The organism is Rubripirellula lacrimiformis (assembly GCF_007741535.1).
Classification (GTDB): Bacteria; Planctomycetota; Planctomycetia; order Pirellulales; family Pirellulaceae; genus Rubripirellula; species Rubripirellula lacrimiformis.
In genome coordinates this window covers 5,896,077-5,920,682 of record NZ_CP036525.1, presented here as the reverse complement: position 1 = coordinate 5,920,682, position 24,606 = coordinate 5,896,077, and the positions used below count along the sequence as shown (strand labels likewise).

The 24,606-nt window shown below is 58.4% G+C and carries 20 protein-coding genes; 7 read left to right on the top strand and 13 right to left on the bottom strand.

Annotation, left to right across the window (positions count from 1 at the left end):
- Positions 1 to 122: 122 nt before the first annotated feature.
- The 3 genes from K227x_RS20690 to K227x_RS20680 form a co-directional block, all read right to left on the bottom strand.
- Entirely contained in the window at positions 123 to 1,886 is a 1,764-nt protein-coding gene (locus K227x_RS20690) for a solute:sodium symporter family transporter (protein WP_218933410.1), read from the bottom strand.
- Between the two features lie 94 nt (positions 1,887 to 1,980).
- The gene (locus K227x_RS20685) at positions 1,981 to 3,084 is read right to left on the bottom strand and encodes a Gfo/Idh/MocA family protein (protein WP_145172522.1); all 1,104 of its coding nucleotides are present in this window, start codon (positions 3,082 to 3,084) and stop codon (positions 1,981 to 1,983) included.
- A 273-nt stretch (positions 3,085 to 3,357) separates the two neighbouring features.
- Positions 3,358 to 3,864 (bottom strand): hypothetical protein, encoded by a 507-nt coding sequence (locus tag K227x_RS20680; RefSeq protein WP_145172520.1) that lies wholly within the window; start codon positions 3,862 to 3,864, stop codon positions 3,358 to 3,360.
- A 493-nt stretch (positions 3,865 to 4,357) separates the two neighbouring features.
- Here K227x_RS20680 and K227x_RS20675 point away from each other — a divergent pair, with 493 nt between their 5' ends.
- From K227x_RS20675 to K227x_RS20660, 4 genes are all read left to right on the top strand, one after another.
- Complete coding sequence (locus tag K227x_RS20675) at positions 4,358 to 5,767, top strand: UDP-glucose 6-dehydrogenase (RefSeq protein ID WP_145172518.1); 1,410 nt, start codon at positions 4,358 to 4,360, stop codon at positions 5,765 to 5,767.
- Between the two features lie 84 nt (positions 5,768 to 5,851).
- A complete protein-coding gene (gene tsaD / locus K227x_RS20670) occupies positions 5,852 to 6,874 on the top strand; it encodes a tRNA (adenosine(37)-N6)-threonylcarbamoyltransferase complex transferase subunit TsaD (protein WP_145172516.1) in 1,023 nt (340 codons plus the stop codon).
- A gap of 122 nt (positions 6,875 to 6,996) precedes the next feature.
- Positions 6,997 to 7,683: a futalosine hydrolase gene (gene mqnB / locus K227x_RS20665; RefSeq protein WP_145172514.1), complete on the top strand. Its 687-nt coding sequence runs from the start codon at positions 6,997 to 6,999 to the stop codon at positions 7,681 to 7,683.
- 26 nt (positions 7,684 to 7,709) lie between these two features.
- Positions 7,710 to 8,585: a menaquinone biosynthesis family protein gene (locus tag K227x_RS20660; protein WP_145172512.1), complete on the top strand. Its 876-nt coding sequence runs from the start codon at positions 7,710 to 7,712 to the stop codon at positions 8,583 to 8,585.
- Positions 8,586 to 8,830: 245 nt separating this feature from the next.
- Here K227x_RS20660 and K227x_RS20655 read toward each other — a convergent pair whose 3' ends face one another.
- Positions 8,831 to 9,055 carry a hypothetical protein gene (locus K227x_RS20655; RefSeq protein ID WP_145172510.1) on the bottom strand — a complete coding sequence of 75 codons (225 nt, stop codon included), beginning with the start codon at positions 9,053 to 9,055 and terminating at the stop codon, positions 8,831 to 8,833.
- Between the two features lie 571 nt (positions 9,056 to 9,626).
- Here K227x_RS20655 and K227x_RS20650 point away from each other — a divergent pair.
- Positions 9,627 to 10,046: a secondary thiamine-phosphate synthase enzyme YjbQ gene (locus K227x_RS20650; RefSeq protein ID WP_145172508.1), complete on the top strand. Its 420-nt coding sequence runs from the start codon at positions 9,627 to 9,629 to the stop codon at positions 10,044 to 10,046.
- A 131-nt stretch (positions 10,047 to 10,177) separates the two neighbouring features.
- Here K227x_RS20650 and K227x_RS20645 read toward each other — a convergent pair whose 3' ends face one another.
- From K227x_RS20645 to K227x_RS20635, 3 genes are all read right to left on the bottom strand, one after another.
- Positions 10,178 to 12,406: a cytochrome c3 family protein gene (locus K227x_RS20645; RefSeq protein ID WP_145172506.1), complete on the bottom strand. Its 2,229-nt coding sequence runs from the start codon at positions 12,404 to 12,406 to the stop codon at positions 10,178 to 10,180.
- Between the two features lie 84 nt (positions 12,407 to 12,490).
- On the bottom strand, positions 12,491 to 13,357 hold the full coding sequence (locus tag K227x_RS20640) for a hypothetical protein (RefSeq protein ID WP_145172505.1): 867 nt from the start codon (positions 13,355 to 13,357) through the stop codon (positions 12,491 to 12,493).
- Positions 13,358 to 13,359: 2 nt separating this feature from the next.
- Positions 13,360 to 15,225 (bottom strand): cyclic nucleotide-binding domain-containing protein, encoded by a 1,866-nt coding sequence (locus K227x_RS20635; RefSeq protein ID WP_246146001.1) that lies wholly within the window; start codon positions 15,223 to 15,225, stop codon positions 13,360 to 13,362.
- Positions 15,226 to 15,594: 369 nt separating this feature from the next.
- Between K227x_RS20635 and K227x_RS20630 the strand changes: the two genes are divergently transcribed.
- A complete protein-coding gene (locus K227x_RS20630; protein ID WP_218933409.1) occupies positions 15,595 to 16,158 on the top strand; it encodes a YceI family protein in 564 nt (187 codons plus the stop codon).
- A gap of 52 nt (positions 16,159 to 16,210) precedes the next feature.
- Positions 16,211 to 17,101: a hypothetical protein gene (locus K227x_RS20625; RefSeq protein ID WP_145172498.1), complete on the top strand. Its 891-nt coding sequence runs from the start codon at positions 16,211 to 16,213 to the stop codon at positions 17,099 to 17,101.
- Positions 17,102 to 17,181: 80 nt separating this feature from the next.
- On the opposite strand, the gene phoU is transcribed toward K227x_RS20625, so the two are convergent.
- The 6 genes from phoU to rny form a co-directional block, all read right to left on the bottom strand.
- Positions 17,182 to 17,868, bottom strand: coding sequence for a phosphate signaling complex protein PhoU (phoU, locus tag K227x_RS20620; RefSeq protein WP_145172496.1), 687 nt, complete (start codon positions 17,866 to 17,868; stop codon positions 17,182 to 17,184).
- Positions 17,869 to 17,991: 123 nt separating this feature from the next.
- The gene (gene pstB, locus K227x_RS20615) at positions 17,992 to 18,888 is read right to left on the bottom strand and encodes a phosphate ABC transporter ATP-binding protein PstB (RefSeq protein WP_145172494.1); all 897 of its coding nucleotides are present in this window, start codon (positions 18,886 to 18,888) and stop codon (positions 17,992 to 17,994) included.
- Positions 18,889 to 18,959: 71 nt separating this feature from the next.
- Positions 18,960 to 20,252 carry a PstA family ABC transporter permease gene (locus tag K227x_RS20610; protein WP_246146000.1) on the bottom strand — a complete coding sequence of 431 codons (1,293 nt, stop codon included), beginning with the start codon at positions 20,250 to 20,252 and terminating at the stop codon, positions 18,960 to 18,962.
- Complete coding sequence (gene pstC / locus K227x_RS20605) at positions 20,249 to 21,214, bottom strand: phosphate ABC transporter permease subunit PstC (RefSeq protein WP_145172492.1); 966 nt, start codon at positions 21,212 to 21,214, stop codon at positions 20,249 to 20,251. Before pstC ends, K227x_RS20610 begins: the two co-directional genes overlap by 4 nt.
- Positions 21,215 to 21,218: 4 nt before the next feature.
- Positions 21,219 to 22,277 (bottom strand): PstS family phosphate ABC transporter substrate-binding protein, encoded by a 1,059-nt coding sequence (locus K227x_RS20600; RefSeq protein WP_145172491.1) that lies wholly within the window; start codon positions 22,275 to 22,277, stop codon positions 21,219 to 21,221.
- Positions 22,278 to 22,707: 430 nt separating this feature from the next.
- Complete coding sequence (gene rny, locus K227x_RS20595; RefSeq protein WP_145172490.1) at positions 22,708 to 24,267, bottom strand: ribonuclease Y; 1,560 nt, start codon at positions 24,265 to 24,267, stop codon at positions 22,708 to 22,710.
- Positions 24,268 to 24,606: the final 339 nt, after the last annotated feature.

The window sequence follows — 24,606 nt, the reverse complement described above, 5'->3', positions numbered from 1 at the left end:
CGAATCGACAGCCGCGAACGTGATCGGAATGACGACGCCAACACCGGAAAATCGCACCATTTGCGAATTCTGGCACCGACGGTGCCTGCGTCAATCGCTTCCAATATAGAGGCACTCGCCCCCTATATCACTGCAAAGTACCCATAAATCAGCAAAACGGCGATCGCCAAACCGGCCCCCACCGGTCCCGCCAACGGCCACCGGGTCATTGGAATCGGCGACAAAGATTCGTCATTATCCGGCAAAGCACCCTCTGGGATCACCCTGGGGCTGGTGAAGGCGACGATCTCCATCAGGATCACGAGCGAAACGAAGACGATTCCCAGGAAGTGAAATTCGTGAAGTTCGACCTGTTTCATCCAGTCGCCGAACGCAAAATATCCCAACGCGATCGCTGCGAATCCTGCGACCAAGGCCACGTTGGCGATCCATGCTGGCACCCGACGATCCAGCATTCCGACCAGCACGACCGCAAAAATCGGAATGAAGTACAGCCCGTTCATCTTCTGTAGGTACCCAAAGATGCTGTCTTGGCCAGCCAGCATCGGGGCGACGCACATCGCGACAATCGCGATCAGGGTGCCGAACACGCGTCCGCTGCGAACGACCGCGGTTTCGTCGGCGGTGGGACGGATGTAGCGACGATAAATCCCCAGGCTGAATAGCGTGGCTGTCGCGTTGAGCGCCGAGTTGAACGAGCTAAGGATTGCGCCGACCATCACCGCAGCAAAAAATCCGGTCAACGGTTTGGGCAGCACTTGGCGGACCAGCGAACCATAGGACTGATCTTTCTTTTGGCTTTGGACCGTTGCCGAGACCCAGTTTTCGATCGCGACCTCTTCATCGATCGAAGCGTCTTCGGCGGCCAGGGCAGCGGAACGTTCTGCGTCGGCCAAGGCATCGAAGGCGGCACGAGCTTCGCTCGCCATCACCTGAACTCGATCGGCTGAAAACAGTTCGCCCTTGGTGTCCAAGTGATAGGCCATCATGCCTGGCAAAACCAAAATCAGTGGTGCAAACACTTTCAACCCGGCTGCCAACAAGACACCCTTTTGGCCTTCGGCCAGAGTCTTGGCGGCGAACGTTCGCTGGATGATCTGTTGGTTGGTGGTCCAGTAAAACATGTTCAACAGCAACACGCCGGTGAACAGAGTCGGCCAAGGTACCGATGAATCCGCATCACCCAGCGAACTGAATCGCTTGGGTTCCGCATCACGCATCGTCGTCCAACCGTTCAACGCGTCTCCGTCGCCCACCCACTGAAGCCCTAGGTACGCGATCATGGCACCGCCTACCAACAGACCAAAACCGTTGATCGTATCGCTGATCGCCACGGTTCGCAGTCCGCCAAACACCGCGTAGATCGATCCAATGATGCCAATCATCCAAACCACCATCCACAAAATGGTTTGGTCGTTCTGGATGCCCGTCAGTTCGTGCAGGTCCAAGATCCCGCTGAGTCCACGGGCACCGGTGTACAGGATGATCGGCAGCAGGATGGCCGCGTACGCCAAGATGAAAATCGCATTCGTGATCGACTCGGTCGTTTCATTGAATCGACCCGCCAGGAACTGTGGAATCGTCGTGATCCCGCGGGCCAGATAACGGGGCAAAAAGAACAACGCCATCACCACCAACGACAAGCCGGCAATCACTTCCCATGCCATCACTGCCAAACCGTCCCCGAAGGCGGCGCCGTTGAGCCCGACCAATTGCTCGGTCGACAAATTCGTCAACAGCAATGACCCGGCGATCACACCAGCGGTCAGGGACCGCCCAGCCAGAAAGTATCCGTCGCTAGATTCGCTTTCCTTGCCTCGCACCAACAGGTAAGTCAACACACCGACCAATGCGGTGAAAAAGATGAACGAGACGAGGGTCAACATCGGGGATGGCTCGATTCGGCGAAGGTTCGAAGTAGGGAGGCGGGCAGAAGGCGGGCGGGCGACCAGGGGATGAAAAAATCGCCAAACGACTCGATCAGACCGCGACCAACTGTCCGCCCTTGGCATCGCTGCGGCGGCAGGCGTCCAGGATCTGCTGAGTCTTGATCGTCAGTTCGGGATACATCGGGTCGGTCTTCCCGGATAACGCAATCTGGGCCATCGTGCGCACCATGTTTACCTCCTGTGAATTGGATTCACCGGATGCGAATTCGGGGACCGATGCACCTCGCGTGTGCCGAGAAAAGTTCCAGCGACAATTGTCGACTGCTAGTTCATGATGGTGCGTCGCCCACTGGGATTCGCCGCTGTAGAGCGGCAGCACGAAGTCGTCGACGGTCAGGTAACCATCCTGGCCCGAAATCGTTGCCGTCTGTTGATTGGCCGACAGGAACGAACAGTAAAACGACGCCGACAAGCCATCGGCAAAACGCATCTCGCCGACAAATTCACCCGGTACTTCGGATTCCGATTCGCTGCCGCGAAGGCCGGTCAGTGTTTGACCGGAGACGTGGGTCGGCATTTGAAGATTCAGTGCACGAAGCGTGAATCGGATGCAGTACCAACCCAGGTCCCCCAGCGATCCATGCGGTTCCAGTTTCGCATCGGTTCGAATGTTGGACTTTTGGAACGATTCGTCGCCAGCGAAGGAAAAGTGGCTGTGGATTCGTCGCAGTTGGCCGATCGGTGATTCGTCACGTAGCAAGCGTTGAATCTCGTTCATCCGGGCGCTGTGATCAAACATCACACCATCCATGAACTGGACGCCGGCGTCATTGCAAGCGTCGATCATCGCTTTGGCATCGTCGCTGTGCACGGCGGCTGGCTTTTCGCACAACACATGCTTGCCCGCTTTGGCGGCCGCGATCACCCATTCTTTCCGCAGGCCTGTGGGCAGCGGGATGTAGACGGCATCAATGTCATCGTTTTCCAGCAGTGCCTGGTACGATCCCACCGCCGTCACCGGTTCGATCTGTGGAACTTCGGCGGAACATTGGTCGATGTACGCTTGGGCTCGCGGTTCGGACCGACTGGCGACCGCAGCCACACGGCCATTGCCACTGACTCGAACCGCTTTCCAGACTTTGCGAGAGATCGCGGCGGTACCCAAGAATCCCCAACGACAAATCGACTCACTCATCCAAACCTACTTCGCTGATCGGCGACAAGAAACTGCCGTGGATCAAACCCCAACGTCGGGCCCCGCGGCGTGCCACACGATAGCAGAATCAATGAGATTGAACCTGCTGGCTAAGCAAAGATTGTTGACGAAACGGCACTCGCAGCCTCGTTTTGACAAAGACGCTCAAACCGATGAATAAGAATCGCGGTGGCCGGGATCGCCGCAAACAGAATCACCGTGTGCCAATGGAGATCCGCCCACCAGTCCAGACGATGCGATTCGTCCGATCCATCAGCGAGATTTGTCAAACATGGTCGCGTTCCAAATCAACGATCCAATTTTAAGCTCGACGGTCGGTGGGGTGATCGACACGACTTCGATCCCTTCGAACTTTCCGCCAACCGCGATGGGCTGGGTGGTGGACCGGGATCGCAGCATGACGCGGATCTGATCGGTTTCGGCGAAACCCAGTACCTGCACATCGGCAACGGAGGTGACCGCTGAATCTGGCGATGCCGATTCGGACTCCATTCCCGGGTACACGAACGCATCCTCGCGATCCGGATAGGGCGCAACAAAATTGGTTCGGGTGAAGCGGGGATTCTGTTGTTGGTCCACCGCATCGCTGGATGACAGCGATGGTCGTACGCCCGAGGCGTTCTGGGCGACTTGTTGGATCCGATTGAGTGTCTCGGAATCGCCGCCGCACCCCATCACGAACGGGACCACTGATACGGCAGCCAACACAGCGGCGCGGCAGATCGTCGATCGGGTGGAATGTTGCGATGAGATATTCACGGAGATTTTCTTCGTTGGATTTCGATGAATGGCAGATGTCGGCGGCCAGATAGACCTGCGGGCCTTCGGTCGCGGCGATCCGATCCAATCGGACCGTTTTGCCGTGTTTCCGCTGCTGGGCGATCGTCGGATCCCACCGGCGAACGTTGCAGACGATTCATTCGTCACAACCCGAACGCGCGCTCGCCAGCATCCTTCGCCAGCGGCGAAATCGTGGCGGTTGGCTTCCTTCCGTCAAAACTTAGGTCAGGATATCGAGCATGTGAAATTTGCCCGGTGCCGAAACCCTTGTTCGCTGAAAAGGACTTGAGTTACGCATGCGACCGACGCCGCGACCACGGATGCAGATATTCGTGGCGTCCGGGGGGAAGCCAGGCGGGCGGTTGATCAGGACCGCGATTCGCCCCCGGTCAGCGAAACGCTCGTCATTCGCTATCATCTGGCATGCCCCCCCCGGCCTTGATTCCGTTCATTCCCTCGCTTCGTTGATTCTATGAAAATCTGTTGCATCGGTGCTGGTTACGTTGGTGGTCCTACCATGGCCATGATCGCGAAACAGTGCCCTGACATCTCGGTCCACGTGGTGGACCTCAATCAAGCTCGCATCGACGCTTGGAATTCGGACAGCTTGCCGGTTTACGAGCCCGGGCTGGACGCCGTCGTGGCGGAGGCGTTGCCACGCAATCTGACCTTCTCGACACGCGTCGACGAAGCGATCGCCGAATCGGACATGATCTTCATTTCGGTCAACACACCGACCAAGACGTTTGGCGTGGGTGCCGGTCGGGCGGCCAATCTAGAATTCATTGAAAAGTGCGCCCGCCAAATTGCTCGCGTCTCGACGGGCCACAAGATCGTGGTCGAGAAATCGACGCTGCCCGTGCGTACGGCCGAGGCTGTTAAACGCATCCTTAGCAGCGCCGACAACGGTGCGACTTTCGACGTGTTGTCGAACCCCGAATTTCTTGCCGAGGGGACGGCTGTCGATGACCTGTTGAATCCCGACCGCGTGTTGATCGGTGGCGAATCGAAGCAGGCCATCGAAACCTTGGTCGATATCTACGCCAACTGGATTCCTCGCGAGCGAATTCTGACGACCAACCTGTGGAGCAGCGAGCTGTCGAAACTGACCGCCAACGCGTTCTTGGCCCAACGGGTCTCGTCGATCAACGCGATCTCGGCTCTATGCGAAGCCACCGGCGCAGACGTCGACGAGGTGGCTCGCGCGATCGGTACTGATTCGCGAATTGGTCCCAAGTTTCTGAAGGCTTCGGTCGGTTTCGGAGGAAGCTGTTTCCAAAAAGACATTCTGAACCTGGTCTACCTGTGCGAACACTTTGGACTCCGCGAAGTGGCTCAGTACTGGGAACAGGTGGTCAGCATGAACGACTACCAAAAACGCCGGTTCAGCGAACGCATCGTGCGGACGATGTTCAACACGGTCAGCGACAAAAAGATCGGTGTGTTGGGGTTTGCATTTAAAAAGGACACCAACGACACGCGAGAATCGGCTGCCTTGTACGTATGTCGGGACCTGATTCGCGAACGGGCTCGGTTGACCATTTATGATCCGCGCGTCCCCGAGACGCAGATTCGTCATGACTTGGCCGTCGCCTGTTCGGACCTTCAGGGACAGATCAGCGACATCGATCGGAAGTTGATCGAGAACAACGTCACGATCGTCCACGACGGATACGTGGCGGCCGAAGATGCCCATGCGATCGCCGTTCTGACCGAATGGGACGAATTTCGATCGTTGGACTTCGATCGCGTTTACGCTTCGATGCAACGCCCCGCATTTGTGTTCGACGGACGCAATCTGCTGGATCGCGACAAGCTGACCAAGATCGGGTTCGAAATTCACGCCATCGGCAAATCGTCTGACGAATCGATCAAAGGCTAGACCAATCATTGGATTCCCGATCATGGATTGCCGCGATGATGCGTGGTATCGCCATGATTTGGGGGCTGATGTTAAGCTCTGACCATGGCAATCTTGACGATCGAATCGACTTGCGACGAAACCGCTGCGGCGGTGATTGACGACGACGGTCGTGTATTGGGTGACTGCATCGCGACCCAGGAAAAATTGCACGAGCAATTCCGCGGTGTGGTGCCGGAAGTGGCCGCACGGGCGCACCTAGAGCGGATCTTGCCGGTCATCGACACCGCGATGCAAACCGCGGGCGTCGGCCCCGATGACTTGGCGGCGATTGCCGTCGCCGATCGGCCCGGGTTGGCCGGGTCGTTGTTAGTGGGCGTCGTCGCTGCCAAATCGTTGGCGCTGGCCTGGCAGAAACCCCTGGTGGCGATCAACCATCTGCACGCTCACCTGTACGCGTGCCAGTTGGCTTGCAGCGAACCGATCTATCCCTGCGTGGGCCTGGTCGTCAGCGGCGGTCACACCAGCTTGTATCACCTGACTAGCCCGCTGGATCTGCAGTACTTAGGCGGCACCATCGATGACGCTGCGGGCGAAGCCTTCGACAAAGTCGCCGCGATGCTAAGCTTGGGGTTTCCGGGCGGTCCTGCGGTGTCCAAGTTCGCGGCCCAGGGAAATCGAAAGGCTCACGCGTTCCCCCGGTCGATGATTCACGAAGACCATTTCAATTTCAGTTTCAGCGGGCTGAAGACCGCGGTTCGTTACGCGATCGTGGGACCAGGCCAGCAGGATTTTTCGAAGGTTGTCTTGTCCGATGCCGCCAAGTCGGATCTGTGCGCTTCGTTCGAAGCCGCCGTCGTGGATGTGTTGGTGGCCAAATCTGTGCGAGCGGTTGCGAAGTTCGACGTCCGCCGGTTAGTGGTTGGTGGCGGAGTCGCAGCGAATGGATACCTAAGGTCGTCACTGGACGCAGCGGCCAAACGCCATGAATTCGAAATCACGATCGCGCCGTTGGATCTGTGCACCGACAACGCGGTGATGGGCGCGATCGCGCTAGAGAAAATTCGTCGCGGTCAGTTTGCCAGCCTGGACCTGGACATCACGCCAGGCCTGCAGCGCGGCTTTTGATCGGCTGTCGTTGCCCAAGCCGGCGGCGGACGCTTGAGTTGGCGGATCCAGCGCTTCGGCGTTGGTCCATCAACGTCTTGTTGCAACACTCTATTTCGATCTTCCTAACCATCCCAATCCATGTGACTGATCTCATTCTTGTCCCGACGTCGATGGAGATGAGCTCGCTGCGGGACCCCATCGAGCTGGCTTTGCAGCAACGTTTGGCAACCATCCAGCCACCCATCTTTCAGTTGTGTGGCTTTGGACCGGTGGCTGCCGCAGCGCGGGCGGCCGCTTTGATTGCCGATCATCGACCCGACCGCGTGCTGTTGGTGGGGATTGCCGGCAGCTTGGATTTGGGGCGCTGCCCGGTGGGGACCAGTTGGCAATTCGACGAGGTGATGTGCGACGGGATTGGTGTCGGCGCCGGCCCCGGATTTGTCAGCGCATCCAAGCTAGGGTGGCCCCAGTTCGGCGGCGAACCATCGCTGCCTACAATCGGCGATGCGTTGGCGTTGGACTGCGGCGGCCAGGGATCCGAATCGTCAGCCGGACGTTTGTTGACCGTCCCCAACGGGTCGGCGTGCGACCAGGATGCAAAGAATCGACGATCGCGGTTTCCCGGCGCTGCGGCTGAGGATATGGAAGGGTTCGCCGTGGCGATGGCCTGCACGCTAGCCGCGGTGCCGCTGCGAATTGTTCGTGGGATTTCCAATCTGGCCGGTGATCGTAACCATGCGAACTGGAAAATCGATGACGCGTTGGCTGCCGCCGCCACGATGGTCGTTGACCTGATTCTGCCTGACCCCACGAATCTTTCGAACTGATCGTTCCCCGCCTGTGATTTCCGAGCATGACATCCGAGACCCAACCAGGTGACCGTCGCCAAACGATCCGTTTGGGCATTTCGACCTGTCCCAACGACACGTTCGCTTTCTCGGCTCTGATCGACCAACGCGTGGATTGGCGGGGGCTGAATTTTGAAATCGACTTGATCGACATTCAACAGTTGAACGATCGGCTATTTCGCGGTGATTTTGACGTCGCCAAAACGAGCTTTCACGCCGCCCTGCGGATGACCGACACGACCGTCGTGTTGCCCAGCGGTTCGGCCCTGGGCTTCGGTGTCGGCCCATTGTTACTGGCCGCGTCACCACAGCGGTCGCCCGGCGACTTCGGCAGCATCAATCTTTGTCCCGGGCAACACACCACCGCCGCGCTGTTGTTCACGCTGTTCTATCCGGACGCGGTACCAGCCCAGCACTGCGTGTTCTCGGACATCATGCCGCGATTGGTTCAGGGCACCGCCGATTTCGGGGTCTGCATACACGAGGGCCGGTTCACATGGGCCGATCAGGGACTGCACTTGGTCGAGGACCTGGGCACCCGCTGGGAACAGGCCACCGATTCGCCCTTGCCGCTGGGGGGGATCGTCGCCAACCGCGCGCTCGGCGACGACATCATCGGGTTGGTCCAGTCGGTGATCCATGATTCGCTGCGGGTTGCGATGGCAGATCCCGCATCCGCGCTCCAAACAATGCGTCAGTACGCCCAGGAAATGGCGGACGATGTGTTGATGCAGCACGTCGATCTGTACGTCAACCAATGGACGATCGATCTGGGGGACGTCGGCAGAGAATCCCTGAACCAGCTGTCTCGGATGGCCGCCAAGATCGGCTTGACGGATCCCGGGGCACGCTCGATCGAAGTCTGGTCACCGACCGTCTGATCGCGGGTCTGGCGATCTCCAGACTGCTGAACGCGTTCTACGCCGCAGATGCGTTCAATAGGGGCACCGAGTAGCAGCACCGAGTAGCGGCACCGAATGCCGGGGTCGTGTGCGGGGGCGAGTTTGATTTCGCGGCGAGGCGTCTGTCCAATAAAAAACCCGCAGCGAAACTGCGGGGCTGGGTCATGGTTGCAGTTTCAACCGCGGGAGAGGTTGAAACGGCGATCGTTTGCTCGCTGTGACGATTACTCGCGAGGGCGAATGGCGCCGGTCAGTCCGCTGTAATCGACTCGGTCGGTGGTGTGCCAAAGTGGTTGGCCCAATTCGACTCGACGGCGAAGAACTTCGATCTTGTCCGGGCTACCCGCTGGTGCGTCGGTAGCGGAGAATCCGTTTTCTTCGTTCGGCACGAAATCTTCGTCGTGACCGTAACGCAGGATCGCTTCGAAAACGTTCTTGCACTGGCTCATATACTGCTCTTCCAAATTCAGCGCGGCATTCGACAAGGTCCAACCGATATCGTCGCCGCACGTTTGATTCGTTTTTCCGCCCTTGTCCGTGGGCAGTCGTGTTGACTCACGGCTTGATTATTGACGTCTTCGTCAAAGAGTCAAGAAATTTGTGTGTGCATCGAGCCACGGAAAGCCGCAATGCCGTCACTAAATCCGCCCAGCGAAGGTGTGCCGGAAAGTCCGACCCGGCTCGACGATTCACGAGTCTTTTGAATTTCGAAAGATCGACTTTTGACAAGGGGGAGTAAATCCACCTTCGGGCCTCGCAGTGCGAGAATGCAATCTCGTCAAGGGGGGATCCTGTCAAGTCGGGCTATTTGCAAAGGCCAGGTGGGGGAATCGATGGAGTCTTGGGTAGGGAGCGTTCAGTTTGGCGTTTAGGGCGCCGATAACGTCAGAAATTTTTTTCGAAAACATCTTTTTCGATCTCTCGTATGTCGCGTTCGAGGTGGACTCTTTACCTTTTCGGACCCAAGCCCGGATCATCCCCGCAAACAGACCCGGTCCATCCCCGCAAAGAGAAACATCCATGTGGATACAACGAACCCTGGCTTTGCCAGCTGCGCGCCGCGGATTTCACCTGATCACACGTTCGGTCGTCGACGCGATCCCCGAGTTGAATCAGGTGCGCGTGGGACTGCTGCACGTCTTTATCCAGCACACCAGCGCATCGTTGACGATCAACGAGAACGCGGATCCCGACGTCCGGATCGATTTCGAAACCGCGATGAACCACGCGGTGCCGGAGAATCTGAACTACGTCCACACCTTGGAAGGCCCGGATGACATGCCGGCCCACGTCAAAGCATCCATGATGGGCACCAGTGTGACGATTCCAATCGGTGACGGACGGCTGCAATTGGGGACTTGGCAGGGCATCTACCTGTGCGAGCACCGTGATCGGGCTAGCAGCCGGCGAATCGTCATGACGGTCCAGGGCGAAGCCTAGTGAAAGTCAGTAGTCAGTAGTCAGTAGTCAGTAGTCAGTCGGCAGTAGTCAGTCGGCATCATCGGGAATCGGAACATCGCGGGACACGAGATTGCCAGACACGAGATTGCCAGACTCGCGGTCGGGGGGATCTAGCGTAGCCCCGGATCGATGTGATATCGGTGGCATTTCACACATGCGTCGCCGGCCGCGTCCGGGCGGTGGCAGCTGGCGCAGTCCCCAATCTGCATCGGCAGAAAATCATGGGCTGGGATCGCTTGCCCCACACCAGCGTTGACTGTGGTCGCCGCGGCGGACGTCAGGTTCAGTCCTGCGCCGCCACCCTCTGATCTGTCTTGGGGACCGTCGCCCGATCCCATCGGACCCTGTCCAAAGTCAGGATCGATCTGGTGACAGTGAAGGCAGTCGGACAGACCAGCGATGTTCAGGTGGGGTGAATGCGTGAACTTGGTGAATCCCCCCCGGCGCCCGACCAGCGGCTGCGTCGTCCACGTCGTCGGGCGGTCTTGGGAAACGGCGCCCGGGTGGCAACGCACGCAGGCGGCGACCGCTTGGTTTTCCAGGATCTGTTGGCGAGCTGGGTCGCTGGGGGCCAACTGAGACGCCAATTCGATCGTCGCGCGAAGAACAGGGTCCTCGTGGGAATTGCCTCGGTAGCGAATCGCGTACGTCAGATCGTCTCGATACCAACCTCCGGCTGGCAACATTCGGTCGGCGTCAAATCGCGGCGAAGGACGTCCATCGCCCGACGAGGCCGGCGCTGCGGATAGAGGATCCATCCCCAGCGGATCCGCCAACGGATCACCAGCAAGTTCATCATCAGAGAACGACCCTAAGTCCAGCACATCGCTGCCGCCAATCAAACTGTCATCGGCTAGATCGTCATCCCCACCCAACAGGTCGCCATCCAACAGGTCGTCGTCCGGTTTCATCAAAAACTTTGCCGCCCGGATGGGCGACGTGCGGGCGGCCGATGCGGAATCGTTCGGCGAGGACGTAAACCATCGTCGGTCCGCTTCTTCGATCAATTGCGGTGACAGGCTGCGCAGCAGTGACCGCAGCGTCTCGGTTTCGATCCCGCTGTCCGCCAATCGATCCAGGATCACTTGTTGGCCGTTGCGGCTGATCGCTTGGATGATTTCGCGGTGGCCAGCGGCAATCTTCGCAGCCGTGGCGACGGCATCGCGGCGTGATCCGTCCAGTTTTGAAAAATCGTGATCGGGAACCTTGGCCATCGCGTCGGTCAGCGATGGATCGGCCCGCATCATCAAGGCCATCCAAGGGGTCACGCGTCCGTCGTAAAAACCGGTGGCACCCTCCGGCCACGCGCCCTGTGGGTCCATCGCTAGTTCGTCCGCGGCTGGCTGGGACAAACTGGGCAGCGTCACCCAATCGATGCCAGCAGCCGCTTCGATACGAAGCCCCTGATCGTGACAGCTTTGGCATGAACGTTCGTAACTGACCGATCGATTCAGTTCGCCGGCATGATTTTTGTCGTGGCAATGGCTGCACGCGAAATCAGCAGCCAAACCATCTTTCATGGTTTCGGGAAAGTGTTTGGTTTGATGAGTCGCGTGGTTGAACGCGATTTGGCCACCGCGCCCATACGGCCAATCGGTCCATGCGGGGTGCGAGCTGGCGAAACTATCGAAACGATCGCTGTGACAGGTTTGACATTGATCGTTGGTCATCGCGGTCAGATTGCCGTTGGGGCCACGGTGTTCGCGGTGACACGCACTGCACTGAATGTCTTCTTGGTTGACCGCTTCGGGCGGCAGCCAATTTTTCCAAGACGAACTGTGTCGCTGTTGCGATGCGAGCCGCAGTTCGCTTCGCACCGCGGCGGGCAGGTTGTGGGCTAGTTTGGCCGTCGACCGATCCATCGATGCGTGGTGGCAATCCAAACATCGATCGCTTTGCGTGACTCCGGCATGTCCCCCGGCGGACGTTTGGGAACCCGACACCAAGGATGTCTGTAATTCGGAACCGCCGGCGGACGAAAACCAATCCGTCCACGACGACGCTTGCGGGTGACAAGCGGCGCAGCGGCCCGAGTCCATGGTTCCCGACAAGATTTGAGCGTGCGGAGTCGACAATTCGCCCGGTTTGACCACGGTCGCCCGCAGCGGTTGCCAGGCCACGAATCCCAAAGCGGCAATGCAGATTGCGATGACAACGATTCCAATCTGGTGCCGGCGTCCTTGCCATGTCCGTTTGGGTTTGCACCCGTCGGCCATGGTGCAGCGTCCATTCCCACCGGGGCCGCGGCCACAGGGGCTGTCGGTGCGGCCGCACATCCAACGATCGCCGGGGCGGTCGTTGTTGGGGGGATCGGGCAACTGTATTTCTTCGCGGCGCATCTAACTTTCCAATGAAACCCAGGCTCGGGGCCCGGTCACGTCGGTCATGGTCGGTAAATCGGGGCGGCAAATTGGGGGAGGGATCTATCCGGCGTGTCGCCATGCGATCACGGCATGCACCAGTGCGGCCGCCACCAAGGCGATCGAAAACACGCTGTGCACGACCACCCACAGTCGCAGTCGGAGTTGCAACGCGTACTGGTAGTCCAGATCGTCGCGGCGGCGAACCAGGGCAGCCAGTCGGCCTGCGGTGCCGCGGCTTTCGTCTTCCAAATATCGATCCAACTCTTTCAGCCCGCCCAGCAATCGTCGCCGTCGCAGTCCGGTCGGCATCATCACATAGGCCAACGACGGCCGCGACTCGAAGAACGGGTTCAAGTAGTGAGTGTAGAAGCTGCCTAGCACTCGCATGCCCGAATGTTCGTGCACGTTGTCGAGTAACTGTCGCGCCGACTTAGCAATTTGGGCGCGGTGCCAACCCACGTGGTCGAACCGGTGCTGGCCGTCGACCGCGGTCAATCGTTTGGGCAACGTTCGGCTGGCGTAGATGCCATAAAAACCGCTGCAGGTGACCAACAGGAAAACGATCGATAGTCCCGATTCGAAAATCCCACCGGCGACCAGCATCGGAACATGCATCGCGTACACGCCGAACGCGAACAATCCCATGTACAGGTGGATCTGGGTCCATGTGGCAACCGTGCCCAGCGGCAAAATCGGCAATCGCCGCCGAACGCCCAACAGCACCAACAGCAAGATCGACGCCAGTACCGTGAATCCGGTAAAGAACGATGCGTGCGCCAGGCGACCGGCTTGGATCTGTGCGATGCAGTACACGACGGCCAGCGCGATCGCGGTCACGATCAGCGAAACTTTGCGTCGCATTCGAAACGTTAGCTGGAATTTGCCAGCGAGCCCCTGAGCCGCGTCTTTGGTTGTCACACTAGCCATCGTCAACTCCGTCGATCGAGCCACTGTTGCAGCGGCTTGGATTGGGTCAGGTCAATGCGAACCAACGCGTCGTGCGGACATGCTGCGACGCAGGCCGGTCCCGTCGGCTGGCTCTGACACATGTCGCACTTGGTCGCTTTGCGAATCGGCTTTCCGGTTTGCATGTCCGTATAGGGACGGCCTTGGGGGTCAGCGACCTCGGCCATCCGGATGTTTTCGTAAGGGCACGACGATGCACAGGTTCCGCAACCGATGCAGATGGGTTCGTGAATCCGGACCACTCCGGTTTCTTCATCGCGAGCGATCGAACCGGTGGGGCATCCGATCATGCAAACCGGATCGCTGCACTGCATACACGCTTGGACGAATTGCAGTTGTTCGTGCGCGACCCCTTGGCGGACAAATCGCGGGTTGCCGTCATGAGTCGCCGCACATGCTTTGACACAGTCATCGCATCGGGTGCACCGGTGCAGATCGATCACCATTGCTTGGCGACCATTGTTGACGCGATTTTGGACGATGAATTCCAGCAATCCGGTTTGCTGAAACTGTTGACCGGATGCGTCTGGCGAAGGTTGGGGGTTCGCACCGCCTTGGTCGGCGGCCCGTTGTTCCCCGCGGCGATCCGAACGGCCGCGACTATCCCCGCGGCGATCGCCCGCCTTGGGAACGGTATTGGGATCGGTTTCTTGGGCTGTTTTGGGCGCGTCCATCCACTGGGCTACCGAATCGGGCAGTTCGCTGCGCCGCACGTAAGGCAGGATTTCCTCGGCGAACGTTTCCGCGGGAATGAACAATGCGTCCAGGAATCCGATCGCGCGAAGCGATTGCTGAGTCGCCTTGGGGGCAACCGTTTCGGGGCGCAACATGTTGAACGCGATTTCCTCGAGCCCAAAGATCTGGCCTTTGCCCATGTAGGCGGTCGTGCGTTCCGATGCGCCGAACGATTGCGACATCCGTCCGAACCCGCTGCGGACGATGATCAAGTCCGTCGGCACTCGCCCTTCGGCGGAAACAATTGGTTCGGATTCTAACTGTTCCTGAACCGGCAACTGCCGCGTTTTTTTGTAGTCCGCATTCCATTCCATCCGCCCGAATGAGTGCATTTGGGTGGCGTCGGCGATGCGTACCAAGTTGGACTCGGGAACATGCCTTAGCAGCGGCAGTTCGCTGAGGTGGACCTTCAACCAGTTTTGGCGATAGTGGCGGTCCAGGGTATCGGCGAATCCTTGATCGCGGCGAAGGATCTTCAGACCTTGCCAACGAATTTCCAGCAGGGTGACTTCTGTTTCGGCGATGACCGTGGCGGATCTCGGCGACCGATACATTGCCGCGACCTCGCCGAACATCTCGCCCGGCCCCAGCGAAACTGAGCCGCTGTTTCGCAGGACGCCATCAAAGTCTTGCAAGAACAGTGTCGGGCGATCGTCGACCTGACGCACTGTGCCGACCGAATCGATCCCATCACCGCCAGCGGTCACCTGGTCGGGACGTCGGGATTCGGGCACTCGGCTGCGACTCAAGAACCGACGCAGCGCATCGGTCCACGATAATTTTTCTTCGGGTGTCCGGCCCAACTGTTCGGGCAACAGTGACTGCACGACCACCGCAGCGCTGCCAGCCAAGACCAGGAACGCGCTGTTTCCGTAATCGCCTTCGCGAACAATGATTTCGCCAGGCTCGCAGCGGTGCAGTCGGGTGTCGTTTCGCAGGATCCCATCGAGCGGCATCGAACGCGGAAACGACGACGCGTTCATACTGGCGAATGGCTCGCGAGAGCGCAGCCAGGAAACGTCCGCGTCGCAAATCGACGCGTCCATTGGTTGGCTCCAACGCTCGGGACGGCGCACCGGGATTGACTCTTCCATCTGCATGATCCCGGTTCAATACCGTTTTCGGCGTCCGTGCGTCAATACGAACGCGGTGCGGCGAATGTCGCCAATTGGACAATTCGCCCCCCCAGGCCAGGGCGTCGGTTGGCTTGCGGTGCCCGGGCGATTGCCGGGGCGGATATAATGCTGCGGCGAAGCAGTTCACCGGGATTCGTTCGGTTGATTCGCCGTATTGTCGCCAGACGGTTCCCGCGTTCGCGCGGGGGCGATCGCCCCAATGTCGGCCCCAATGGCGAATGGGTGAACGCCCCAACCGTTCCTGAACACCTGTTTCGCACCGTCACGGGCCTGGCCCTGTGGCGGTGGTTTCTTCCTTCCCTCCACCTGCTTGCGGAAAAAACAAAGATGAAGATGCGTATTCTCGGCTCCCTGATGTGTGCTTTGGCATTGGTCGGCATGTTCCAACCTGTCGCCGCTGCCGAACTGGAATTGGTTCCCGGTAAATCGAAGATCCATTTCGTGGGCAGCAAGTCGGATGGTCAGCACAAAGGCGGTTTCAAAAAGTTCACGGTCGACTCGCTTGCCGATTTTGAAAACCCTCAAAACAGTTCGATCACGATTGTCATCGAAGCCGCCAGTTTGTGGTCGGATGATGACAAGTTGACCAATCACCTCAAAAACGCTGACTTCTTTGACGTTCGCAAGTATCCCAAAATCACTTTCGCATCGTCCGAAATCGTCTCAGAGAAGCCTGTCGATAAGGTGGCAAAAGCAAAGATCAAAGGCGAAATGGAGATGTTGGGCAAAAAGGTTGCCATCGAAGTGCCTGTGGATGTGACGATCACCGAAGACTTCGTCGAACTTGACGGCAGCTTCGAAATCGATCGCACCAAGTGGGGCATGACTTACGGGCAAGGAAAGGTCAACAACGAAGTCAAGATTGAAGTCGAACTGGTCTTCAAGCGATAACGCCGAAGTTCCCAGCTTGGCTGCCTTGTTCCTCTGACCATTCGGATCGTCCGTGACCTTTGAACAGTCCATCGTCGTTGGCAATGTCGTCGTCCCCGCGTTGATCGGATTGGTGGCTTGTGTCATCGCGGCCCTGATCAGCGGGCGGACATCGGCGGCCCCCAACGGGATTGCCGATGCAACCAGCCCTCTGCGACCACGTTCGTTGATCGCTGCGGCGGTGATTGCGATCGGTTGGTTGGCTGCGGTGACCGTGTCGATGTCGATGCGTCAGGGATGGCAATGGTGGCCAGAGGATGCTTGGCGACAAGCGGTCTGGCCGCTGTTGGCTTGGACGGTGTGGGGCATCGCCGCCACGGCCCCCCAGGTCCGATCGAAACCAGAGTATTGGATTCTGGCCGGATTGTTGGCGGGCGTCACGGCGCTGCGGGCAATGCCGGCGGATGAATCTTGGGCCGATACCTTTCCCTTCCACCGAACGTGGATGATGGCAATCTTGGCCAGTTGCCTGGTCAATATCAGGATCGTTGACCGGGTGTCCCAACGGGGCGGCAGTCGTTGGAGTCTGCTGATCGCGCTGGCAGCACTGGGCGGTCCGATGGCGCTGGCGGCGTCGGCCTACGCTAGCCTGTCCGAATGGGCCATGTCGATCATCGTGGCGACGGCGGTGATCGCAATCGCAGGAATCGCCTTCGCAAGGATACCAGCCTGGGTGGTCGCGCCGGCCACGTTGGCCTCTGCGGCCGGGTTGGTGGCCGCCGGACGTTTCTACAGCTACGAAGAACATCCGACATGGTTGTTCGGCCTGTTGCTATTTGGGCCTGCCATCGTCGGCGTCGTCGACGGCCTGATCGATACAAAGTCGACCACCGTGCGAGTGGTGGTCGCCGGCGCGATGTCCGGTGCCATCGTGGCGATTAGTGCCTACCAAATCATGGCCTAGTCCCTTGGGACGCGGCACGTGCGTCGCTGCTACGTGCGACTCTGCTATTGGGGGAATGACGCTTCGTTTGCTGCTGGTCGCTATCGATCGATCTGTGGCGAGTTGAAAATCTGGTCATGTTTGTGTCGAACGATTTCGCCTTTGACCAAATAGATGACGTCCTCGGCAATGCTTTCGGCCAAGTCCGCGATCCGTTCTAGGTGACGTGACGCGCTGAAACAGTGAACGCCGGGTTCGATCTGGTCCGGATCCGTCTTCATGATTTCGTGCAATTGGTCAATCACCACTCCGTTCATGGTGTCGACCAAGTGGTCCGTTCGGATCGCCTCGGCAGCCTTCTCGGCGTCTCGTTCGACGAACGCGTCCAAGGATAGTTTCACCATCGCGTTGGTCACGGTCACCATTTCGGTCATTTCCTCGGGGACCGGAAACAGCGGGAACAGATCCAGCGATTTGGCCCGTTCAGCAATGTTGCATGCTAGGTCCGCCATCCGTTCCAGTTCGCCGTTGACCTTCACCACACAGATCAGCCATCGCATGTCGGTCGCGACCGGATGGTGCAGGGCTAGCAGTTTCAGGCATTCCTCTTCGATTCGAATGTCGGTTTGGTCCACTTCCGAATCGCTGGCGATGACGCGATCGGCAAGATCGGTGCGACGTTCCGACAACGACCGGACCGCCAACTGGATCATCTGTTCGACCACCCCGAATTGTTCGATCAATTCGACACGCAGTAGTTCGAGTTCGCGTTCTAGGTGTTTGGTCATGACAACCATCCGAAAATGAGTGGGAGGTGGATTGGGCCCCCTTTTTTAGCGAGGCGGGCTGTGGGAGGCCTGGCACACGATGGGAGGATGGGGGGGGCGGACTCTTCTTTTTCGCTCAGTCGATTAACCAAAGCGACCGCGAACGTAGTCTTCCGTTTGACGGTGCGTTGGCAGAGTGAAGATGCGTTCGGTGTCGTCGAATTCGATCAGTCTTCCTTCGAAGAAAAACGCTGTCTTGTCACTGCATCTAGAAGCTTGCTGCATGTTGTGCGTGACGATGACGATCGTGTATTGATCGCGAAGTTCATTCATCAGATCTTCGATCGCCAACGTGCTGGCCGGATCCAGCGCGCTGCAGGGTTCGTCCATCAACAGGATCTTGGGACCGACCGCGATCGCGCGAGCGATACACAGGCGTTGTTGTTGACCACCGGAAAGACCCAACGCTGGTTTGTGCAGCCGATCTTTGACCTCTTCCCACACGGCCGCCTTTTCCAGCGACCACTGAACCAATTCGTCCAGTTCCGCTTTGCTTAACTTCATGTGCAATCGGGGACCGAATGCGACGTTGTCGTAGATCGATTTGGGAAACGGGTTGGGCTTCTGGAAAACGATGCCGATCTTTCGTCGCAGCGCGACCACATCGGTCGACTTGTGCAGGATGTCCAGTTCCCCCATCCGCAAGGTTCCCGATGCGTGGGCGCTGGGAACGGTATCGTTCATCCGGTTGATCCAGCGCAGCAGCGTGCTCTTGCCGCAACCGCTGGGACCGATGAACGCGGTCACCTTGTTTCGTGGAATGTTAATGCTTAGCGAATGGATCGCTTGGAAATCGCCATAGAACGCATTCAGGCCACCAATTTCGATCAGCGTTTCGTCCGCTCGAACGGGCCGGCCAGGCGAAACCTGGCTGGTTGGCTTGGGATCGTTCGGCTGGATCTGCGGCGAATCGCTGTTGGACGGTCCGGTCGGATGGATCGTCGAGCTTGATTGGCCGGGCGACGATGGATCAGCGGACATGGGAATCAGGCTGCTAGTGAAGAGAAAAGTGTTCGGTCGGGACGCCGATTTTACGCTCTGGGAACACCGTGTCAGGATGCCGATTGGACTTTCTGGCGAACGTAAATGGCGACGGAGTTCAGCACCAACAACACGATCAGCAAAACGATGATCGCGGCCGCCGCCAATTGCTGGTAGACATCTTGGGGCCGTCCCGCCCAGTTGTAAATCAAGACGGGCATGGTAACCGCGGAATCCATCAAATTTTCAGGTCCACCGTTCTTGGCCACCGCCGCGCCCAAAACGACCAGCACGGGGGCTGCTTCGCCAATCGAACGGCCGATTGCCAAAATTGCACCTGTCATGATTCCCGGCAGTGCGGCCGGTAGGCAGACGTCGCGTGTGGCCTGCCACTTGGTGGCGCCCAATCCCAATGCGGCTTCACGAAGTGATGGCGAAACCGATCGCAACGCTTCCTGTGCCGAGATAATGATCACGGGCAGGATGACCAGCGACAACGTCAATCCGGCCGCCAGAAAGCTTCTGCCGAATGGCAATCGAAAATAATACCACTCGCGTTGCGAATAGGATCCGCCGACGGCGCCTTCCTTGACGGTGCGTAGACGCTCGGATCGGTCGGTCGGTTTCGGGCCGGACTTGCGATCCCAGCGGGCGATGTCGAAAAGATTCCCGTCGGCATCCATCCCCTGGATGGGGCGATCAATGGTGATCGTTTTCTGTTCCATGTCGGTTTGTGGAATCAGAATCGTTTGCCCAGGTTCCAGCGACAACACTTGGTAGTAATGTTGCACGCCAAAGAGTTCCAAACCACTTGGTTTGTTGACCTGGATTTGCCCGAACAGGTTGAACATGTACACGAACACCGTCAGCCCCAGCAGCCCAAAGACAATCGAGGGCACACCGGCCAGGTTGGCGATGTTCAGTTGGATAAAACCGTGCAGTTTGCGAAGCCACCAATGGGTGGGTTTGAACTCTTCAAGGAAAATCGCCGTTCCAATGCCCAGCGGCAGTGCCGCCAAGGCGCAGATCCCGCACACCAGCAGCGAACCGATGACCGCCGGTCGCATCCCGGATTGTTCGGGTTCCAGTTCGCTGTGAGCGTTGTTGACCAGGTCCGGCGAAATTTTGCTGTGACCCTGGATCCCGATCGATACCAACAGCACCACCAAGACGACGACGCTGATCGACGCGATCGCGACGCATAGAACATAGAACCAACGGCTAAGTCGTTTGCGTTTTCGCGTGTTGGACGCTGTTTGGACTTCGTCGTCGGACGCCAGCGCAGCCGGGATTGTCGCAGGCTTGGGACCGTTGGGATGGAATGCAGTGGCCGGCGGGATTTCAGGATTCGATGGCTGGTTCACGAGTAGTTTTCCTGGAAACGTCGTCGAATGATCTGTCCCAACACCGTCATGCCAAACGTGATCGCAAACAAGGTGATCGCGACCGCGTACAGGCTGTAGTACTGGACCGTGCCGTATTCGTTTTCGCTCTTGATCATTTCGACGATAAATCCAGTCATCGTTTGTGACTGTTCGCGTGGGTCCAAGGTGGCGGTCGCGCGTGTACCGGCCGCCAACGCGACGACCATGGTTTCGCCGATGGCCCGGCTGAACGCTAACAAGAACGCAGAGATGATCCCCGACAGCGCCGACGGTACGACGACTTTGACTGCGGTTTCAAATGGCGTGCAACCCAGTCCGTAGGCGCCATCGCGAAGCGCCATCGGCACCGCACGCATCGCGTCTTCGGACAAACTGCAGACCATCGGCAGACATAGAATTCCGACAGCAATTCCGGCACTGGTCGCGTTGAAGGTGTCGAACGCACCGCCGGTGACCCATTGCAGCGATGGGCTGATCACCAGGATTGCAAAGTAGCCCAACACCACCGTCGGGATCCCGGCAATGATTTCCAATGTTGGTTTCAGGAAGCTGCGGACTCGGTGACTGGCGAATTCCGATAGGAAAATCGCGGTGATCAATCCCAACGGCAACGCGATCAGCATGGCGATCATCGTGACACGCAGCGTCCCGCTTAGCAGCGGCCAAATGCCGAACTTGGCGTCCGCTAAATCCCGGCTCTGCAGCGCCGTCCACTGTGTGCCGGTGAAAAATTCGCCAATCGAAACATGTTCGCTTTGGAAAAAGTTCCAGCTCTGGCTGATCAGCATCCCGACGATGCAAACGGTGATCAGCACCGTCGTCAATCCACACGCGGCTAACAGCACGACAACACACCGCTCGCGAAATTCGCTAGCGGCGGTCGATCGGAAATTGCGTTTTTGCAGGGCTGCCGGAAGCGACGATGCCAAGCGCGATGACATGGACTTACTTTGAGTTCAAGTTTTTGTCGGTGAACAACTCGGCGAACGAACCCTTTCGGCTTTGCCCTTGGGCATCGACAAAGTGAGTTCCTGTGGCCACTGCGTCGAAGTTCTGTAGCGTTCGTTCGAAGATGGACTCGGGCAGTTGAACGTAGTCGACCTTGCCCTCGGCACATAGAGTCGAAACGTTCTCTAGATAAAACTCGACAAAGGTTTGTACTTCGGCGCGGTTCAGCGATTCGGCACTGACATAGATGAACAGCGGACGACTAAACGGAGCGTACTTTCCCGATGCGATGTTATCGCTGGTCGGCAGCACGGGTTCGTCGATCTCTGGGTTGATGACAGGAACAGCCCTTAGGATCTCGGAATTCTGAGCATAGTAAGCGACGCCGAAGAAACCGATCGAAAACTTATTGCCAGCCACGCCTTGGACCAGCACGTTATCGTCTTCGTTCAAGGTCATGTCGCCACGCAGCGTGTCGTCCTCGGCAACCACTTCCTTGAAATAGTCGTAGGTTCCCGATCCGGTGCCGGGCGAGAAAATTTTGATTTCTTGGTCAGGCCAGCTGGGGTCCACGTCGCTCCACTTCTTCGCAGCACTGTCGCCATTGAAAATCTTTTGCAGCTGTTCGATGCTGAGCGATTGGACCCAGTCATTTTGTGGGTTCACCACAATCGTTAGCCCGTCGTAGGCGATCGCCAGTTCGACGAATTCGACGCCCGCGGCTTCGCATTTCTCGTACTCGCCAACCTTGATCGGACGCGAGGCGTCGGAGATGTCGGTGGCCTTGCCGTAGAACTCTTTGAACCCGTTGCCGGTGCCTTCGCCGCCCACCGATACTTTGACGCCTGGGTGAATCTTGATGAAGCCTTCGCGGATCGCATCGCTGATCGGTTGGACCGTGCTGCTGCCGTCGATTTTGATGTCACCGACCAAAGTGGATGCGGGGCTGCCGCCGGCGGACGTGGCTGGGTCGCTCTTGGGCGACGAATCGCAGCCAATCAACAGGACGACTGCGGCCATGACAGCGACGGTTGCGATGGGATGACGGGATTTCATCAACACGTTCTCCGAACAAGACGAATGTTTGTGATCAGGACGGATGGAACAGACTTGATGTCCGCAGCGATCCGACGGCGGATCTGGTCCCACCGGTGGCGATATTATCTGGCCGCATGGGCGGAACGCCAACAGTGCTGGTCGGCCCGGCGAGATGCCTTCCCAAAGGCAAAACGGCCTAACGAATCGTGTTCATCGGGGCGTTTCTTTGCCGCCGGCCGATTGTGAATTTTCGGTGAAGTACTGTCTGGGGCAGACCCGCGAAAACGGTTTCGGGCCGGGGGGCATGATGGCCGGTGGACCACCGGTCGATCGCAGATCGAGGGCGGTGGAGGTAGAGGGTGCCAAGGCCGACCGGGGTTTGGGGGTGGCGGAACGACGAACGCGGCACCCCAGAAACGGAACCGACTGGCCGCTGAAATCCGTTGGTCTATTTGGCCGTTTCGATGAATCGGCTTTCGCGGACAACGGTGACCTTGATTTCCCCCGGGTAGGTCAATTCGGATTCGAAGGCTTTGGCGATGTCGTGACAGATACGTGCCGCTTCTTCGTCGGTGGTCCGTTCGCTGGCCACGATCACTCGCAGTTCGCGGCCGGCACTGATTGCGAAGGCTTGTCGGACGCCATCGAAACGAGTGGCGATCGATTCCAATTCTTCCATTCGTTTGACGTAGCGTTCCAGCGATTCGCGGCGAGCACCGGGGCGGCTGGCGCTGCACGCGTCGCCGGTTGCCACCAACATCGTGTAGGGATGTTCGGTGACGATTTCGTCGTGATGGCCCAGCGCGGCGTGCACGACTTCGGGGCCTTCGCCATTTCGCCGCAGCATGTCGGCGCCGATCTTGGGGTGACCGCCTTCGAGTTCGTGGTCCGCTGCTTTGCCGATGTCGTGCAGCAGCCCACAGCGCCGAGCCAGGTCGCCGTCCATGCCGATCATTTCGGCAACCATGCCCGAGATGAAGGCGACTTCGACGCTGTGACGCAGCACGTTTTGGCTGTACGAGGTGCGGAAATGCAGCCGTCCCAGCATACGGATGATCTTGTCGTGCAGTCCCGGCACATTGACTTCGTCAGCCGCCTCGCGACCTTTCTGCATGATGAAGTCTTCGATCTTTTTCGTCGTTTCTTCGACGACCTCTTCGATCTTGGACGGGTGGATCCGGCCATCGGCGATCAGAGCCCCCAGCGATTGGCGAGCGATTTCTCGCCGCACAGGATCAAAGCCGCTGACGATGACGACGCCGGGTGTGTCATCGATGATCACGTCGACGCCGGTCGCTTTTTCGAAGGCGCGGATGTTTCGTCCTTCGCGTCCGATGATCCGGCCCTTCATGTCGTCGGTCGGCACATCGACGGTGCTGGTGGTCGATTCCGCGGTATGGGCCGACGAGTAGCGTTGGATGGCCGTCAGCAGGATGACTCGGGCCTGCGCATTGACCACTTCCGAAAGCGTTTTCTTGTGCCGCAGTAGCACCGAACCGCGTTCGTGTTCGAGGTCTTGTTCCAGCGACGCCATCAACTTTTCAGTCGCTTCGGCGCGCGACATCCCGCTGGCCTTTTCCAGGATCTCTTGTTGCTGTTTCAGGGTCTGGTCCAGCTGGATGCGTTGATCCGAAACGGATTTCATCTGAGCGGCGAGACGGGTCTGGCTGCTTTCGAGTCCGCGTTGCTGCTTGCGCAACGCGTCCTCTTGCTGGTGCAGCAGTTCGTCGCGGCGGTCCAGTTTCTGTTCGCGGATCAGTTGCGACTTGCGTCCCGACGCGAGTTCTTCTTCGGCCGAGGCTTTGACCAGCAGGGCCGATTCTTTGGCGGCCAATAACAGTTCGCTACGGTGATTTTCAGCCTGAACGCGTGCGTCGGCCAGGAAACGATCGGCTTCGACCTGGGCTTTCTCGTTTCGCTTTTTATCGCCGGCTTTGAAAAGTCCGAACGTAACGCCGATTCCCACTAGGAAGGAAATCAGGCAGTAAAGTGCAATTGCGGTATTCATGGGTGGGTCCTCGAAATCGAGAACTCGAAAACCATCCGTCGACGTTTATCGCGCGGCGACTAAGGTGCGTGCCGGATCCTGCTTGAACTACCAAATCATCGCCCAATGGCGTGTCGTCGTGCCGATGTTTCCATCCGAAGGCGTTTGCCATCGCAATCAATCGCAACGCCGGGCGGTCAAATACCAGCCACGGTCGAAGTGCTCGGATGATCGAAATGAAGAAAAACCACATCGACGAAAGACTCTGACGAATTCACCGGGGAACACGACGCATGCGTGGCCCGGACGGGTGGGTAAAGCGGAAACCGAAAAGCAAGCGGCGAAAACAAGTTCGCCGAA